The following is a 15,860-nucleotide window of genomic DNA, read 5'->3' as shown; positions in this document are numbered from 1 at the left end:
ACTGCCTGCCGATTCACCGGCACAGCGCTCCTATCCGCGGGCACTCGCCGAATGCATCGGTGCTGTGCTCGTCCACCCGATGCCGCAGCGCGCGCAGCCACGCGGCCAGCCGCTGCATCGACCACGGCGCCGGCGTCTGCGCCAGCGTGAAGCGCGCTCCCGCACCATCGCCGGACAGCCAGACCCGATAGCCCTCCGGCAGCGCCAGCTCCTGGCCTGGTTCCAGCCAGATATCGTTGGGGTTGCCCTCGATCGTCACCCACAGCTTGCCCGCCACCGCGCAGACGGTCTGCCCATAACCGGCGCGCCAGCTCACCGGCAGCCCCGGTTGGTCCAGTTCGAAAGTCCGTAGTTCGCGCATGTTGCACTCCTTGTCAGCCCGGCGGTCATCGCGGGGGCCGGAGCATCCTGGATGCGGATGCCGGCGCCTTCGTCCGCCATGCTTCCATTATTCGCATCCCTCACTACAATCCCATGTACAGTTGTGAACAGTTTTCGATGGACTGTTCAGTAGTTTTTCCTGACAGTTGCGCCCCCGCGGCCCTTGGCCGGCAGACCCGCCCATGAAACTCATCTTAGATGCTTCCACCGGAATTCCACTGACCGAGCAGATCGTCGAAGGCGTGAAGGCGTGGATCGGCAACCGCGAGGCGCGCCCGGGGGCGCGGCTGCCGTCGATCCGGCAGCTGGCCGCCGAGAATGGCATCAGCCGCTTTCCGGTGATCGAGGCCTATGACCGGCTGGTGTCGCAGGGGTTGCTCGATTCGCGGCAGGGCTCGGGGTTCTATGTGGCGGACAGTCCGCTGGCGGGGCGCTCGGCGCGCGGCTGGTCGGATCCCAGCCTGGCCGAGGACCTGTCCGACCATATTCTCGAGCAGTTCAACCACCCCAGCGGCACGCTCAAGCTGGCGGGCGGCTTTGTCCCGGAGACCTGGCGCGACGTGGAGGGCCTGACGCAGGCGATCCGCGCGATTTCGCGCAACGAGATCGACAGCGTGATCCACTACGCCACGCCGATGGGCCATCCGGAGCTGCGCCGGCAGGTGCTGCTGCGCGTGCGCCAGCTGGGTATCGCGGCGGAGCTGCCGCAAGTGCTGATCACCACCGGCGCCAGCCAGGCGCTGGACCTGGTGGTGCGCCACCTGCTCAAGCCGGGCGACACGGTGTTCGTCGAAGACCCCGGCTACTACAATCTGTTCGGCCTGCTGCGCCTGCACGGGGTGCAGCTGGTGGGCGTGCCGCACACGCCCGACGGCCCCGACCCCGACGCCACCGAGGCGCTGCTGCGCCAGCACAAGCCCAAGCTGTTCTTCACCAACAGCGTGCTGCAGAACCCGACCGGCTCGACGCTGGCGCCGCCGGTGGCGTTCCGGTTGCTGGAGCTGGCGCGCCGCCATGGCTTCCGCTTTGTCGAGGACGATATCTTCTCGGACTTCCAGACGCACTTCACCGACCGGCTGGCCACGCTGGACCAGCTCGAGCACGTGATCTATATCGGCGGCTTTTCCAAGACGGTGTCGGCGTCGCTGCGGATCGGCTACCTGGTGGCCGACAAGGCGCTGGTCAAGGACCTGGTCGATGTAAAGGTGCTGACCAGCGTGGCCGGCTCGCACTTTGCCGAAGCGGTGACCGCGGCGCTGCTGGAGCGCGGCGGCTATCGCAAGTACGTGGAGCGGCTGCGGCTGCGCGTGCGCGAGGCCGTCGCCAACGCGGTGCGGCAGCTGCATGGCAACGGCTGGGAAGTGTTCTGCCAGCCTTCGGGCGGCAACTTCCTGTGGGCGCGGCCGCCGGGCATCGAGGATTCGCGCGAGCTGGTGACGCTGGGCGAGCAATTCGGCGTGACGCTGGCGCCAGGCAACTACTTTCGCCCGGGCGGTGAGACCTCGGCCTGGATCCGCATCAACGCCGCCTATGCCAACGAGCCGCGCGCGGTGGCGTTCATGAAGGCGGCCGCGGAGCGCGGCGCGCGCTGACGCTCAGCCGCCGTGGTTATGCAGCACGGCATTGCGCCGCGCATAGGCGAAGTAGATCACCAGCCCCAGCGCCAGCCACACCAGGAAGGCGGCCCAGGTCAGCGCCTGCAGATGCGCCATCAGGAACAGGCAGAAGCCGATCGACAGCAGCGGCACCACCGGCACGCCCGGGCAACGGAATGCGCGCGGCAGTTCGGGCCGGGTCTTGCGCAGCACCAGCACCGCCACCGAGATCAGCGTAAACGCGGCCAGCGTGCCGATATTGATCAGCTCCGCCAGCACGTTCAGCGGCACGAAGGCGGCAATTGCGGCAAACACCAGGCCGACGGTCCAGGTGGCGAAGTACGGCGTGGCGTGCACCGGGTGCACCGATGACAGGCGCTCGGGCAGCAGCCCGTCGCGCGACATGGCGAAGATCACGCGGGTCTGGCCGTAGGTCATCACCAGGATCACCGTGGTCATGCCAAGGATCGCGCCCAGGTCGACAAAGCCCGCCACCCAGTTCTGCCCGGCGAATTGCAGCGCCAGCGAGACCGGGTGGTCGACGCCGGCAAACTTCGCGAACGGCACGATGCCGGTCATGATCGCCGCGACCACCACGTACAGCACGGTGCAGACCGCGAGCGAGCCGATGATGCCGATCGGCAGGTCGCGGCGCGGGTTGCGCACCTCTTCCGCCGCCGACGTCACGGCATCGAAGCCGATAAACGCGAAGAACACCAGCGCCGCCGCATTGAAGATGCCGGTGAAGCCGAACGGCGCGAACGGCTGCCAGTTGGCCGGCTGCACGTGCCATACGCCCACCGCGATAAACAGCAGCACCACGCCGATCTTCACCGCCACCATCAGGTTATTGACGCGCGCGGACTCGCGCACGCCGTAGGACACCACCCAGGTGATGGCCAGCATGATCAGGCACGCCGGCAGGTTCAGCACGGTCTGCACGCCCGGCACCAAGCCGGGCGCCGCGGTCAGCGCCGCCGGCAGCTTCATGCCGAAGCCCGCCATCAGCGACTGGAAATAGCCCGACCAGCCCACCGACACCGCGGACGTCGCCAGCCCGTATTCCAGCAGCAGGTCCCAGCCGATCATCCATGCCACGATCTCGCCCAGCGTGGCGTAGCTGTAGGTATAGATCGAGCCCGACACCGGGATCGCCGAAGCGAACTCCGCGTAGCACAGCGCGGCAAAGCCGCAGGCCAGCGCCGCGATCACGAACGACACCGTCAGCGCCGGCCCCGCGGTCAGCGCCCCGGTGCCGGTCAGCACGAAGATGCCGGTGCCGATGATGGCGCCGATGCCCATCAGCACCAGGTCGACCGGACCCAGCACCTTTTTCAGGCCGTCATCGCGCGCGACGGCCAGCATCGCGTCGATGTCCTTGGTGCGGAACAAGCTCATTCAAACTCCCTGCAACGGTGGCCCGGGCCCGCGCCGGCAACGCGCGGGGGCCCGGAAAAAGGGCGCTAGTGTACGCCGCTGGCCGGGCGCTTACATCACTTGCGCCCGGTCAGCAGCTTGCAGGAATGATAGGAAAGCCGGGCCAGGCCGGCACTGACGGCAGACAAGGCACGCCCTCAGGCGTGCGCGAGGATGTTGACGAGCTGCCCGAACGGATCGCGCACAAAGAAGCGCCGTACGCCCCACGGCTCGTCGGCCGGGCCGTATTCCACCGCAAAGCCGGCAGCAAGCATGCGGCGGTGGGCCTCGTCGACATCGTCGACCTCGATCGACAGCGCCGGCACGGGCGTGCCGTTGCCGCCTTCCACGGCAAAGCTGACCTGGGTCCGCGCCGCGGCATCGCTGCCGTAGGTGCGGATCCAGCCGTGGTCCATCAGCAGCTCCAGGCCCAGCACATCCTGGTAGAAGACGCGGGCCTGTGCGGGGTCGGCGGTGCCGATGTTGGCAACGATGCGGTTAACCTTCATGCCCGCGTTCCGCTTGTTGCTTGTTACTTCGCCACCGGCATGGTGAACTCGGCGCCCTTGGCGATCGCGTCCGGCCAGCGCTGCATCACGCTCTTGTAGCGCGTGTAGAAGCGCACGCCCTCTTCGCCATAGGCATGGTGGTCGCCGAACAGCGAGCGCTTCCAGCCGCCGAACGAATGCCACGCCATCGGCACCGGGATCGGCACGTTGATGCCGACCATGCCTACCTGGATCTGCCGCGCGAACGCGCGCGCGATGCCGCCGTCGCTGGTGTAGCACGATACGCCGTTGCCGTACTCGTGCGCGTTGATCAGCGCCACCGCCTCGGCAAAGTCGTGCACGCGCACCACGGACAGCACCGGCCCGAAGATCTCTTCCTTGTAGATCGTCATCTCCGGCGTGACATGGTCGAACAGCGTGCCACCGACGTAGAAGCCGTTCTCGTGGCCATCGACCTTGTGGCCGCGGCCATCGGTCACCAGTGTCGCGCCTTCGGCCACGCCCTGGGCGATATACCCCTCGACCTTGGCCTTGTGCGCGCCGGTCACCAGCGGGCCCATCTCGGCATCGGCCTCCATGCCGTTGCGGATCTTCAGCGCGCGGGCGCGTTCGGCCAGCCGCGGCACCAGTTTGTCGGCCACGTCGCCGACCGCTACCGCCACCGAGATCGCCATGCAGCGCTCGCCGGCCGAGCCATAGGCCGCGCCGATCAGCGCGTCGACGGCCTGGTCCAGATCCGCATCGGGCATCACCACCAGGTGGTTCTTGGCGCCGCCCAGCGCCTGCACGCGCTTGCCGTGCTTCATCCCTTCGGTGTAGATGTACTCGGCAATCGGCGTCGAGCCGACGAACGACAGCGCCTGCACGTCGGGGTGCGCCAGCAGCGCGTCGACCGCTTCCTTGTCGCCCTGCACCACGTTGAACACGCCGTCGGGCAGGCCCGCCTGGCGCAGCAAATCTGCAATCAACAGGCTGGGGGACGGGTCGCGCTCGGACGGCTTGAGCACGAAGGTATTGCCGCACGCCAGCGCCACCGGGAACATCCACATCGGCACCATCACCGGGAAGTTGAACGGCGTGATGCCGGCCACCACGCCCAGCGGCTGGCGCAGGTTCCAGTTGTCGATGCCGCCGCCGATGTTGTCGGTGAAATCGGTCTTGAGCAGGTTGGGGATGCCGCAGGCGAACTCCACCACCTCGATGCCGCGCGTGACCTCGCCCTTCGCGTCCGAGAACACCTTGCCGTGCTCGCGCGTGATCAGCGCGGCGAGGTCGTCGTGGTGCTGGTCCAGCAGCTCCTTGAACTTGAACAGGATGCGCGCACGGCGCAGCGGCGGGGTGTCGGCCCACGCCGGGAACGCGGCCCGGGCGGCGGCCACGGCATCGGCCACGTCTTGGGCGGTGCCCAGCGCGACGCGCGCGGCCACTTCGCCGGTGGCGGGATTGAACACATCCGCCTGGCGCTGGCCGCCGGCGCGGCGCACGGTGCCGCCGATGAAATGATGGACTTCGGCCAGTTGCCGGTTTTCTGCGATGCTCACTTGGGTTTTCCTTCGATGGCCGCGGCGCGCCACACAGCGCGCCCCGGCGTGCAATCCGGGAGGCCGGGCCCGCGGGCCCGGCGGCAATGGGAGGCGGCGCGGGCCGCTAGCTCGATGTCCCTTACTTGATGTCCCGCAGCGCCTGCTTCACGGTGTCGAACATCTCGCCGATCTGCGCTTCCGAGATGATCAGCGGCGGCGAGAACGCCAGAATGTCGCCGGTGTAGCGCACCAGCACGCCCAGCTCCAGGCACTTGAGGAAGGCCTCGTAGGCGCGCGCGCCCGGCTGGCCCGGACGCGACTCCAGCTCGATGCCGGCCACCAGCCCGTAGTTGCGGATGTCCTTCACGTGCGGCGCGCCGCGCACGCCGTGCGCCGCGGCCTCGAATACCGGCGCCAGCTCGGCGGCGCGGCCGAACAGGTTTTCGCGCTGGTACAGGTCGAGCGTGGCGATCGCCGCGGCGGCGGCCAGCGGGTGGCCCGAGTAGGTATAGCCGTGCAGCAGCTCGATCGCGCCCGGCGCGGCCGAGTTGACCACGGCGTCATGCACCTCGCGGCGCACGGCGACGGCGCCCATCGGCACCGCGGCGTTGTTGATCGCCTTGGCCATGGTGATCAGGTCCGGCGTCACGTTGAAGCGCTCGGCAGCGGTGGCCGCGCCCAGGCGGCCGAAGGCGGTGATGACCTCGTCGAAGATCAGCAGGATGCCGTGGCGGCTGGTGATCTCGCGCAGCTTTTCCAGGTAGCCGACCGGCGGCACCAGCACGCCGGCGGAGCCCGCCAGCGGCTCGACGATCACCGCGGCGACGTTGGCCGGGTCATGCAGCGCCAGGATGCGCTCCAGCTCGTCGGCCAGGTGCGCGCCCCATTGCGGCTGGCCCTTGGAGAAGGCAGCCTCGGCAAGATTGAACGTGGCCGGCAGGTGGTCGGTGCCCGGCATCAGGTTGGCCGAGAAGGCCTTGCGGTTCGGCCCGATGCCGCCCACTGCCATGCCGCCGAAGCCGACGCCGTGGTAGCCGCGCTCGCGGCCGATAAAGCGCGTGCGCTGGCCTTCGCCGCGCGCGCGGTGATACGCCAGCGCGATCTTCAGCGCGGTGTCGACCGACTCCGAGCCCGAGTTGGTGAAGAAGATGCGGTCCAGCCCCTGCGGCATGATCGCCGCCAGCTTGGTGGCGGCCTCGAACGACAGCGGATGGCCCATCTGGAACGGCGGCGCATAGTCCAGCGTGGCCGCCTGCCGCGCCACCGCCTCGACGATTTCCTTGCGGCAATGGCCGGCCGCGACGCACCACAGCCCGGCGCAACCGTCCAGGATCCGGCGGCCGTCGTGGGTGGTGTAGTACATGCCGCTGGCCGACGCCAGCAGGCGCGGCGCCGCCTTGTACTGGCGGTTGGCGGTAAAGGGCATCCACAGGGCATCGAGATCGGGAATCACGGTCTTGGCGGCGTCCATATGTCCTCCTGGGGGGAAATCGGGTCGGTTGGGGCGGCGCGCTGGCTGGCAGCGCGGCAATGAGGGCCACTCTACCGGCGGCGACTGGCCGACAAAATATACAGTCCGGACAACCATGCCTTACCGTACAGTTTGATCACGCCTGACCGTACAGGCAAGCCACGCGGCCGCAGTAGTCCCCGGCCAGTCTTCGGCGCGTCGCCAGTGGCACGGCATGGCGCGCCACGTTGCACTGCGGCATTTTTCGCGTGACGGGACAGCATCGGCCGCGAGCGCGCCGGCAGCCGCTAAACTGTACAGGTAGACGCCCGCCCGAGTGCCTGATGCTGACCCTGAACCTGACCCGCAGCCGCCGCGACGGCGACACCCTGACCGAGCAGATCGTCGCCGGCATCGCCGCGCTGGTGGAGCAGCGCGCGCTGCGGCCCGGCACGGCGCTGCCATCGGTGCGGCGCTTTGCCCAGCACCACCACGTCAGCACCTTCACCGTGGCCGAGGCCTACGGCCGGTTGACCGCGCTCGGCTACCTCGCCTCGCGGCCGGGCTCCGGCTACACCGTGGCGCACCGCCATGCACCGGCCGGGCATGCGCGCGCCCCGCACTGGGAAGCACCGGGGCTGAATGCCGCCTGGCTGCTGTCGGATGTGTTTGCCGACCATTCGGTCCCGATCAAGGCCGGCGCGGGCTGGCTGCCGGGCGACTGGCTCAACGAGGAAGGCTTGCACCAGGCCATGCGCGCGTCGGCCCGCGTGCCGGCGGCGCAGCTGTCGGGCTACGGCCATCCGTACGGCTTTGCGCCGCTGCGCGAGCACATCGCGGCGGGGCTGGGCCAGTACGGCATCCCGCTGCAGGCCCGGCAGGTGGTGCTGACCCAGGGGGCGACGCAGGCGCTGGACCTGGTGGTGCGCACGCTGCTGCGCGCCGGCGATACCGTGCTGGTGGAATCGCCCTGCTACTGCAACCTGCTGCAGATCCTGCGGCTGGCCGGACTGCGCGTGGTCGGCGTGCCGCGCACGGCGGCGGGGCTGGACACCGATGCGCTGGAGGATGCGCTGCGCGCCCACGCCCCGCGCGCGCTGTTCATCAACACCGTGTTGCAGAATCCGACCGGCGCCAGCCTGACCAGCATGAACGCCTTCCGCGTGCTGCAACTGGCCGAGCAGCACCGGCTTCTGGTGGTCGAGGACGATATCTACCGCGAGCTGGCGCCGGCCGGCTCGCCGATGCTGGCGGCCATGGACGGGCTGTCGCAGGTGGTCTACATCAACGGCTTTTCCAAGACCATCACACCGTCGCTGCGGGTCGGTTACCTCGCCGCCAGTCCGGACCTGGCCAAGGCCTTTGCGCGCACCAAGATGGCGGTCGGCCTGACCTCATCGGAGGTAACGGAACGGCTGGTGTATTCGGTGCTGACCAGCGGCCACTACGGCCGCCACGTGGCGGCCTTGTCCGAACGGCTGCGCGCGCAGCAGGACCGCGTCACGGAAAAGATGGAGGCCCACGGACTGGAGGTGCTGCTGCGCCCGGAAGGCGGGATGTTCGCCTGGGCGCGGCTGAGCGAGGCGGTTCAGGCGCGCTGGCTGGCCAGTCGCCGCGGCGGTCCGCTGCTCGGCAACCGGCTCGCCACGCTGGCGCTGGAGCATGGCATCTGGCTGGCGCCGGGATCGTATTTCGAGCCGGACGAAACCGACTCGCCGTGGATTCGCTTCAACGTGGCCACCGGCGATGCGCCGCAGTTGTGGCAGTTCTTTGACAGCCTTGCGCAGGCACGGCAGGCGGCTTGAGGTGGAGGAAGGCGGAGCGAGGCGAAGGGAGGCAACCGGGCCGGCGCTCAGCTCCAGAGACGCTCGACCAGCCAGCCGGCGGTGGCGCAAACGCCTACCCAGGCGGCAAGACAGGTGGCAATAAAGCGATAGCTCATCTCGGTACGGTCAACAAAGATATGACGGGGGCGTGAATTTTTGGCTGGATCATACATCCATTCATGAATGTATGTAAGCAAAAGAATAGATTCCTTACGACTCGCGCGGGAATCTTGTTGTGTATAAGGCACACGTACGCCATGCCGCCCCACCGTCCCCTGACGCAGCCCAAGTCCGCCCCTGATGGCGTCGGGGGATGTCCGACACAAGCACGGGTCTCTGCTACCCTTGGGCGGCCCCGGCCCCATGCCGGACGATCCACCAGGATTTCAAGCGCAACGCACGTATTCCCCATGCATACCCAAGACCTGTCCGCCTGGACCCACAGCCATGCCTTCGACGCCGGCAACCGCGCCGCCGAACGCGGCACGCGCCTCGTCATGGTGATCACCGCCGTCACCATGGTGGCCGAGATCGCCGCCGGGCTCTGGTTCAACTCGATGGCGCTGCTGGCCGATGGCTGGCACATGAGCTCGCACGCGCTGGCCATCGGCCTGTCCGCCTTCGCCTACGCCGCCGCCCGGCGCTACGCCGGCGACTGGCGCTTTGCCTTCGGCACCTGGAAGATCGAAGTGCTGGCGGGCTTTGCCAGCGCGGTGTTCCTGCTATGCATTGCCGCGCTGATGGCGGCGGGCTCGCTCGAGCGGCTGTTCACGCCGCAGGCCATCCACTATCGCGAAGCGATGGGCGTGACCGCGCTGGGGCTGCTGGTCAACCTGGGCTGCGCGCTGATCCTCGGCGGCCACGCGCATGGCCACGCGCATGGCCACGATCACGGCCATGACCATGGTCACCATCACGGCCACGACCATGGCCATCACCACCATGACCTCAACTTGCGTGCCGCCTATGTGCACGTGCTGGCCGATGCCGCGACCTCCGTGCTGGCGATCGTCGCGCTGGCCGGCGGCTGGTGGCTGGGCTGGGCCTGGCTGGACCCGGTGATGGGGCTGGTGGGCGCGGTGCTGGTCGGCCGCTGGGCCATCGGCCTGATGCGCCAGAGCGGCACAGTGCTGCTGGACCGCGAGATGGACCACCCGGTGGTGGACGAAGTGCGCGAGGTGCTGGCCGGCCTGGATCACGGCGACGAAAGCACCCGCGTGTCCGACCTGCATGTGTGGCGCGTGGGCCGTCAGCACTTTGCCTGCATCGTCTGCCTGGTCACGCATGATGCCGCGCTGACGCCGCAGCGCGTGCGCGAGGCGCTGTCGGTGCACGAGGAACTGGTACACGTGACGGTGGAGATCAGCCGCTGCGCCAGCGATCACTGAGTCGATGACTGAGGCGATCACCGGGGCGAGCGCGGCGGCTCGCCATCCGCTGTCAGGGAATCAGCTCAGCTCGCACCACATGCACAGCGGCGGCGTGTCCGCGGCGCGGTGGAATTCGCTCGACGACATGACCTCGGGCGGCAGCTTGGCGGCCGGCACCAGCGTAAAGCCGTAGCGCGCGAAGTAGCTGGGGCAGCTGGACGCCAGCAGCACGGCGCGCCGTGCGCCGTTGGCGCGGGCGCGCATCAGCGCGGCACGCACCACGTGGGTGGCCACGCCCTGGTCGCGATGTTCGGGCAGCACGGCCACGGAACGGATCACCACGGTCTCGCCGCAGCGCTCGCCGGCGGCGCAGCCGATGATCTGCGCACCAAGGATGGCAACGTGGAAATGCTCAAGCAGGCGCGGCACACCGTCCACCGACAGCCCGCATCGTTCCAGCACTTCTCCCACGGCTGGGGCATCCGTCGGCACGGCCACGCGGATGCGCAGGTCTTTCATCATCTGGAGCCTCTCTGTTTCACACTGCCTCGCGGGGAAACGCCATGGAAGCCCGGACATGGCGGTGCCGCCAACTGGCGGCACGGGGTTGCACGCAGGCCGGCGGCCTGTCGGGCAACATTACCCGATTCGCTGTCGCTGATCCATTGGGGATAAACGGGTGTCCGGAACCGTTGCGGCATACCGGTCAGGGCGCGTCCGGCACAGTCCGGCGCATTCATGGCGCAGGCCGATGACAGGCGCGTGAAAAAAGAAAAGAGAGAGAACGTCGCGCGAATGCGCCGGGGATGACGGGCGCACGGCGCCCGGCCGGAAATATGGAGGCGGGGATCCGGAATCGAACCGTCGTACACGGCTTTGCAGGCCGTTGCATAACCACTCTGCCACCCCGCCGCTGACATCGCGCCGGAGCGGCGCGACGTGCTGCGGGCCGCAGTGTAGCGGGAAATGGAAATCTTTGCAGGAGACCGCGCGAAGCGCCGCGCCGCCTCAGTCCTCCACCCCGCCCATGGCCGACTGGATGTAGTTCTGCAAGCCGACCTTGCGCACCAGTTCCAGCTGCGCCTCGAGCCAGTCGATATGTTCCTCGGTGTCCTCGAGGATATCGACCACCAGCTGGCGCGAGACATAGTCGCCGACTGATTCGAAATACTTGATCGCGTCCTTGCAGCTGGCCTGCGACACCAGTTCCAGCTTCAGGTCGCAGCCGAGCATTTCTTCGGTGTTCTCGCCGACCAGCAGCTTGTCGAGGTCCTGCAGGTTGGGCAAGCCATCGAGCAGCAGGATGCGCTCGATCAGCTTGTCGGCGTGCTTCATTTCCTCGATCGATTCGTCGTACTCGTGCTTGCCCAGCGCGCGCAGCCCCCAGTGCCGGTACATGCGGGCATGCAGGAAATACTGGTTGATCGCGGTCAGCTCATGCCGCAACTGCGCGTTCAGCAACTGGATCACCTTCTTGTCAGTCTTCATGGCAGCCCCCAGTGCCCCTGTGACAGGGACATGCGATGTCGCGATGGCACGGCCACAGCAACGCCACGGCGATTCATCCGCCGTGACTTCATGGTAGTCCCGCGCAAGCGGACATCAAGCAATGCCGCCCTCGCGCGCGGCGTTCATGTCGCACGGATCGATTTTTCGGCGACTGCTTGCGGATGCGAATGCCTATGGTTTTTATTCGGTTTTCAGATGCGCCCTGCACGGCATCGCGACCATCAAAAGAAACGGGCGCCGCGGCCTTCGCCACGGCGCCCGCGATGGGCCTGTACCCCCAGTGAAGTTCAGTCCAGCTTCGCGCCCGAATCCGCCACCAGCGTCTTCAGCACCGGCCAGTCGCGCGCGTACAGCGCCTGCGCCTCGGCCGGCGAACTGCCCACCGTGCGCAGCCCCAGCGCGACCATGCGCTCTTGCATGTCGGGGGTCTGCAGAATCGCGCGCACCTCGCTTTCGAGGCGTGCCAGGATCGGTGCGGGCACGCCTACGGGTGCCACCAGCCCGATCCAGCCGACGGTCTTGAAGGCGCTGTCCTGCATGCCGGACTCGGCAAAGGTGGGCATGTCGGGCAACGCGCTGCTGCGCTGGGTGCCGGTCACCGCCAGTGCCTTGAGCTTGCCGCTCTGGATGTAGGGCTTGGCGGTGAGGATGCTGGCGAAGCCAAACTGCACCTGGCCGCCAAGCAGGTCCTGCAGCATCGGTGCTTCGCCCTTGTAGGGCACGTGCGTGGCCTGGCCGTGCACCAGCTTGCTGTAGTAGGCGCCGCTCAGGTGCGACAGCGACCCCACGCCCCACGAGGCATAGCTCAGCTTGCCCGGCCGGCTGCGCGCGTATTCGCCCAGTTCGCGCACGGTGCGCGCCGGCACCGACGGATGGGTCACCAGCACCAGCTGCGCGTCGGCCAGCACGCTGATCATGGTCAGATCCTTGCGCGGATCGTAAGGCAGCTTCTGGAACAGGAACTGGTTGGTCAGCACCGACTGCGTCAGCGTCATCAGCAGCGTGTAGCCATCCGGCGCGGCCTTGGCCACGGCATCGGTGCCGATGATGCCGGAAGCGCCGGCCTTGTTGTCGACCACCACCGGCTGGCCCAGCCGCTTGCTGAGCTTCTCGCCCATGGCGCGGGCAATGGTGTCAGTGCCGCCGCCGGCCACGTAGGGCACGACGATGCGGATGGGCTTGGCGGGATAGGCCTGCGCCGCGGCAGGCACGGCCGCGCCGAGCGTAAGCCCGGCCACGAGGCCGCCCGTGGCCAGCGTCAGCCATGCGCGTCTGTTCATGTTGTCTCCAGATCGGGTTTTGGTTTTGGAAGACAACCTTAGAGGGCTTGAGAACTTACGTCCAATGCAATATTTTTCAGTTTTTGATGCATAAACAGTTAATTTATGGGCCTGAGGCAGCTGCATCACTTCGTCACGCTGGTCGAGCAAGGCAGCTTCGCCCGCGCCGCGGCCGCGCTGCACCTGTCGCAGCCGGCGCTGACGCGCAGCATCCAGGCGCTGGAATCGGAGCTGGGCACGCTGATCGACCGCAGCTACGGCAAGGTGCGGCCGACCGCCGCCGGGATGCTGGCGCTGGCGCGCGCACGCCGCATGCTGCGCGAGCAGCGCGAGCTGCGTCGCGACCTGCAATTGCTGGAGGACGTGGAAATCGGCACGATCCGCGCCGGCTTCGGGCCGTTTGCAGCGTCGTTCCTGCTGGACCCGGTGCTGGAGGCGCTGGTGCGCCGCTATCCGCGGCTACGCATCGACCTCGAGACCGCCGACACGTCCGCCATGCGGCGTTCGCTGGAAGCCGAGCAGCTCGACATCTTTGTCGGCGAGAGCCGCAGCCTGGCGGAACTGGCACACCTGCAGATCGACCGGCTGCCGGCCCTGGAGACCGCCTTCTTCGTGCGCAGCGGCCATCCGCTGACACGGCAGCGCGAAGTCACGCTGGCCGACCTGCGCGGCTATCCCGTGGCCGGGACCCGGCTGCCGCCGCATATCATGCGCTTCTTCCGCCAGGCCCTGCACGAGGCCAGCGGCGGCAGCGGACCAGTGCCCGAGGAGGAGCCGGGGCTGATGACCGTCACCTGCAACGACATGCATGCATTGCGCGCACTGCTGCTGGCCGTCGATGCCGTGGCACTGGTGCCGGTCGCGATGATGGCCGACGCCTGCGCACAGCGGCAGGCCGTGGCCCTGCCGATGCACCCGCCCACCGCGCTGAAGGCGCAGTACGGCATCGTCACGCTGGCCGGGCGCACGCCATCACCCGCCATGCGCGTGTTCGCGGCGCTGGTGCATGAGGCAGTGGCGCAGACCGGCGCCGGCTCCGAACCGGCGCCCTAGCCTGGCGTGAGGCAAGGCGTTCAGCCCGCGCGTCGCGCCGGCATCGCCCGCCTTACTCCACCGTCACTGACTTCGCCAGGTTGCGCGGCTTGTCCACGTCGGTCCCCCGCGCACACGCGGTGTGGTACGCCAGCAGCTGCAGCGGCACCACGTGCAGGATCGGCGAGAGGTCGCCGTAGTGCTCGGGCATGCGGATCACCTGGATGCCGTCGGACGACTGGATCTGCGTATCGCTGTCGGCAAACACGTACAGGCGGCCGCCGCGGGCGCGCACTTCCTGGATGTTGGACTTGAGCTTCTCCAGCAGTGCGTCGTTGGGTGCGACCGTGACCACCGGCATGGCTTCGGTGACCAGCGCCAACGGGCCGTGCTTGAGCTCGCCGGCGGGGTAGGCCTCGGCGTGGATATACGAGATTTCCTTGAGCTTGAGCGCTCCCTCCAGCGCGATCGGGTAGTGCAGGCCGCGGCCGAGGAACAGTGCGTTCTCGCGGCGGGCGAAGTCCTCGGACCAGGCGATGATCTGCGGCTCCAGCGCCAGCACGCCGTGCAGCGCGGCCGGCAGGTGGCGCAGGTTGGTCAGGGCCTTGGCCTCGGCCTCTTCGGTCAGCAGGCCGCGGGTCTTGGCCAGCGACAGCGTCAGCATGTAGAGCGCGGCCAGCTGCGTGGTGAAGGCCTTGGTCGACGCCACGCCGATCTCGGTGCCGGCGCGGGTCAGGAAGCGCAGTTCGGTCTCGCGCACCATGGCGCTGGTGGCAACGTTGCAGACCGCCAGCGTATGGACGTGGCCGAGCGCGCGCGCATGGCGCAGCGCGGCCATGGTGTCGGCGGTTTCGCCCGATTGCGAGATCACCACCACCAGCGCGCGCGGGTTGGGCACGGTGTCGCGGTAGCGGTATTCGCTGGCCACTTCGACCTGGGTCGGGATCTTGGCGATGCTTTCGAGCCAGTACTTGGCGGTGCAGCCGGAATAGTAGCTGGTGCCGCAGGCCAGGATCAGCACGCTGTCGATGCCGGCGAAGACCTCGGCGGCGTTGTCGCCGAACAGGTCCGGCGACAGGCCCTCGACGCCCTCGAGCGTGTCGCCCAGCGCGCGCGGCTGCTCGAAGATTTCCTTCTGCATGAAGTGGCGGTACGGTCCCAGGTCCACCGACGCGGCGTGGGCTTCGACCACGCGCGCTTCGCGCTCGACCGGGTGGTCGCTGGCGTCGTGGATGGTCACGCCGTCCAGCGTGATCTCGACCACATCGCCCTCTTCCAGGTAGATGATGCGGTTGGCGGTGCCGGCCACTGCCAGCGCGTCGGACGCGAGGAAGGACTCGTTCTCGCCCAGCGCCACCACCAGCGGCGAGCCGGCGCGCGCACCGACCACGCGGCCGGGCTGGTCCTTGGCGAACACCGCGATGGCGTAGGCGCCGTGCAGGCGCTTGGTGACCGCGCGCACCGAGGCGAACAGGTCGCCGCGGGTGGCGCTGCTGGGATAGCTGTAGGCCTGGTGGATCAGGTGGGCGACCACCTCGGTATCGGTCTGCGACTCGAAGCCGTAGCCGACCGCGCGCAGCTCTTCGCGCAGCGGCTCGTAGTTCTCGATGATGCCGTTGTGCACCAGCGCGATGGTCTCGCCCGACAGGTGCGGGTGGGCGTTGACGGTATCGGGCTTGCCATGCGTGGCCCAGCGCGTATGCGCCACGCCGGTGAAGCCGGACAGGCCGGACGCCTGCGTCTGTGCGTCGAGATCGGCGACACGCGACACGGTGCGGGCGCGCTCGACCGCATCGTCGCGCACGACGGCGACGCCGCACGAGTCATAGCCGCGATACTCCAGGCGGCGCAGCCCTTCGATCAGGACCGGAACGATGTTGCGCGTGGAAACCGCGCCGACGATGCCACACATGCTGAACCCCCGTTTGCTGGCGCCTGCCCTCTGGCCACTGGCGCCGGTATGAATCCT

13 protein-coding genes and 1 tRNA gene are annotated in these 15,860 nt (G+C 68.2%); 4 read left to right on the top strand and 10 right to left on the bottom strand.

Features of this window, described 5'->3' with window-relative positions; translation table 11 throughout:
* Nucleotides 1-13: 13 nt before the first annotated feature.
* Nucleotides 14-361 carry a DUF2917 domain-containing protein gene (locus RALTA_RS01080; protein WP_012351558.1) on the bottom strand — a complete coding sequence of 116 codons (348 nt, stop codon included), beginning with the start codon at nt 359-361 and terminating at the stop codon, nt 14-16.
* A gap of 202 nt (nt 362-563) precedes the next feature.
* Here RALTA_RS01080 and RALTA_RS01075 point away from each other — a divergent pair, with 202 nt between their 5' ends.
* Nucleotides 564-1,973: an aminotransferase-like domain-containing protein gene (locus tag RALTA_RS01075; RefSeq protein ID WP_012351557.1), complete on the top strand. Its 1,410-nt coding sequence runs from the start codon at nt 564-566 to the stop codon at nt 1,971-1,973.
* 3 nt (nt 1,974-1,976) lie between these two features.
* On the opposite strand, the gene RALTA_RS01070 is transcribed toward RALTA_RS01075, so the two are convergent.
* The 4 genes from RALTA_RS01070 to RALTA_RS01055 all read right to left on the bottom strand — a co-directional run bounded on the left by RALTA_RS01070 (nt 1,977) and on the right by RALTA_RS01055 (nt 6,895).
* Nucleotides 1,977-3,374, bottom strand: coding sequence for an amino acid permease (locus RALTA_RS01070; RefSeq protein ID WP_012351556.1), 1,398 nt, complete (start codon nt 3,372-3,374; stop codon nt 1,977-1,979).
* 176 nt (nt 3,375-3,550) lie between these two features.
* Complete coding sequence (locus RALTA_RS01065) at nt 3,551-3,901, bottom strand: VOC family protein (protein ID WP_012351555.1); 351 nt, start codon at nt 3,899-3,901, stop codon at nt 3,551-3,553.
* A 23-nt stretch (nt 3,902-3,924) separates the two neighbouring features.
* The gene (locus RALTA_RS01060) at nt 3,925-5,442 is read right to left on the bottom strand and encodes a CoA-acylating methylmalonate-semialdehyde dehydrogenase (protein WP_012351554.1); all 1,518 of its coding nucleotides are present in this window, start codon (nt 5,440-5,442) and stop codon (nt 3,925-3,927) included.
* A gap of 121 nt (nt 5,443-5,563) precedes the next feature.
* The gene (locus tag RALTA_RS01055; RefSeq protein ID WP_012351553.1) at nt 5,564-6,895 is read right to left on the bottom strand and encodes an aspartate aminotransferase family protein; all 1,332 of its coding nucleotides are present in this window, start codon (nt 6,893-6,895) and stop codon (nt 5,564-5,566) included.
* A gap of 323 nt (nt 6,896-7,218) precedes the next feature.
* Between RALTA_RS01055 and RALTA_RS01050 the strand changes: the two genes are divergently transcribed.
* A complete protein-coding gene (locus RALTA_RS01050; protein ID WP_012351552.1) occupies nt 7,219-8,679 on the top strand; it encodes an aminotransferase-like domain-containing protein in 1,461 nt (486 codons plus the stop codon).
* 431 nt (nt 8,680-9,110) lie between these two features.
* Nucleotides 9,111-10,088 carry a CDF family Co(II)/Ni(II) efflux transporter DmeF gene (dmeF, locus tag RALTA_RS01045; RefSeq protein WP_012351551.1) on the top strand — a complete coding sequence of 326 codons (978 nt, stop codon included), beginning with the start codon at nt 9,111-9,113 and terminating at the stop codon, nt 10,086-10,088.
* Nucleotides 10,089-10,148: 60 nt separating this feature from the next.
* On the opposite strand, the gene RALTA_RS01040 is transcribed toward dmeF, so the two are convergent.
* From RALTA_RS01040 to RALTA_RS01025, 4 genes are all read right to left on the bottom strand, one after another.
* On the bottom strand, nt 10,149-10,592 hold the full coding sequence (locus RALTA_RS01040) for a GNAT family N-acetyltransferase (RefSeq protein ID WP_012351550.1): 444 nt from the start codon (nt 10,590-10,592) through the stop codon (nt 10,149-10,151).
* Nucleotides 10,593-10,907: 315 nt separating this feature from the next.
* A tRNA-Cys gene (locus RALTA_RS01035) sits at nt 10,908-10,982 on the bottom strand.
* A 96-nt stretch (nt 10,983-11,078) separates the two neighbouring features.
* Entirely contained in the window at nt 11,079-11,558 is a 480-nt protein-coding gene (bfr, locus tag RALTA_RS01030; RefSeq protein ID WP_012351549.1) for a bacterioferritin, read from the bottom strand.
* Between the two features lie 308 nt (nt 11,559-11,866).
* The gene (locus tag RALTA_RS01025; RefSeq protein WP_012351548.1) at nt 11,867-12,859 is read right to left on the bottom strand and encodes a Bug family tripartite tricarboxylate transporter substrate binding protein; all 993 of its coding nucleotides are present in this window, start codon (nt 12,857-12,859) and stop codon (nt 11,867-11,869) included.
* 105 nt (nt 12,860-12,964) lie between these two features.
* Between RALTA_RS01025 and RALTA_RS01020 the strand changes: the two genes are divergently transcribed.
* Nucleotides 12,965-13,912: a LysR family transcriptional regulator gene (locus RALTA_RS01020; protein ID WP_012351547.1), complete on the top strand. Its 948-nt coding sequence runs from the start codon at nt 12,965-12,967 to the stop codon at nt 13,910-13,912.
* A 52-nt stretch (nt 13,913-13,964) separates the two neighbouring features.
* On the opposite strand, the gene glmS is transcribed toward RALTA_RS01020, so the two are convergent.
* A complete protein-coding gene (gene glmS, locus RALTA_RS01015) occupies nt 13,965-15,803 on the bottom strand; it encodes a glutamine--fructose-6-phosphate transaminase (isomerizing) (protein WP_012351546.1) in 1,839 nt (612 codons plus the stop codon).
* Between the last annotated feature and the right edge of the window lie 57 nt (nt 15,804-15,860).

The organism is Cupriavidus taiwanensis LMG 19424 (assembly GCF_000069785.1).
Taxonomy (GTDB): domain Bacteria; phylum Pseudomonadota; class Gammaproteobacteria; order Burkholderiales; family Burkholderiaceae; genus Cupriavidus; species Cupriavidus taiwanensis.
This window is presented reverse-complemented; position numbering and strand designations above follow the sequence as displayed.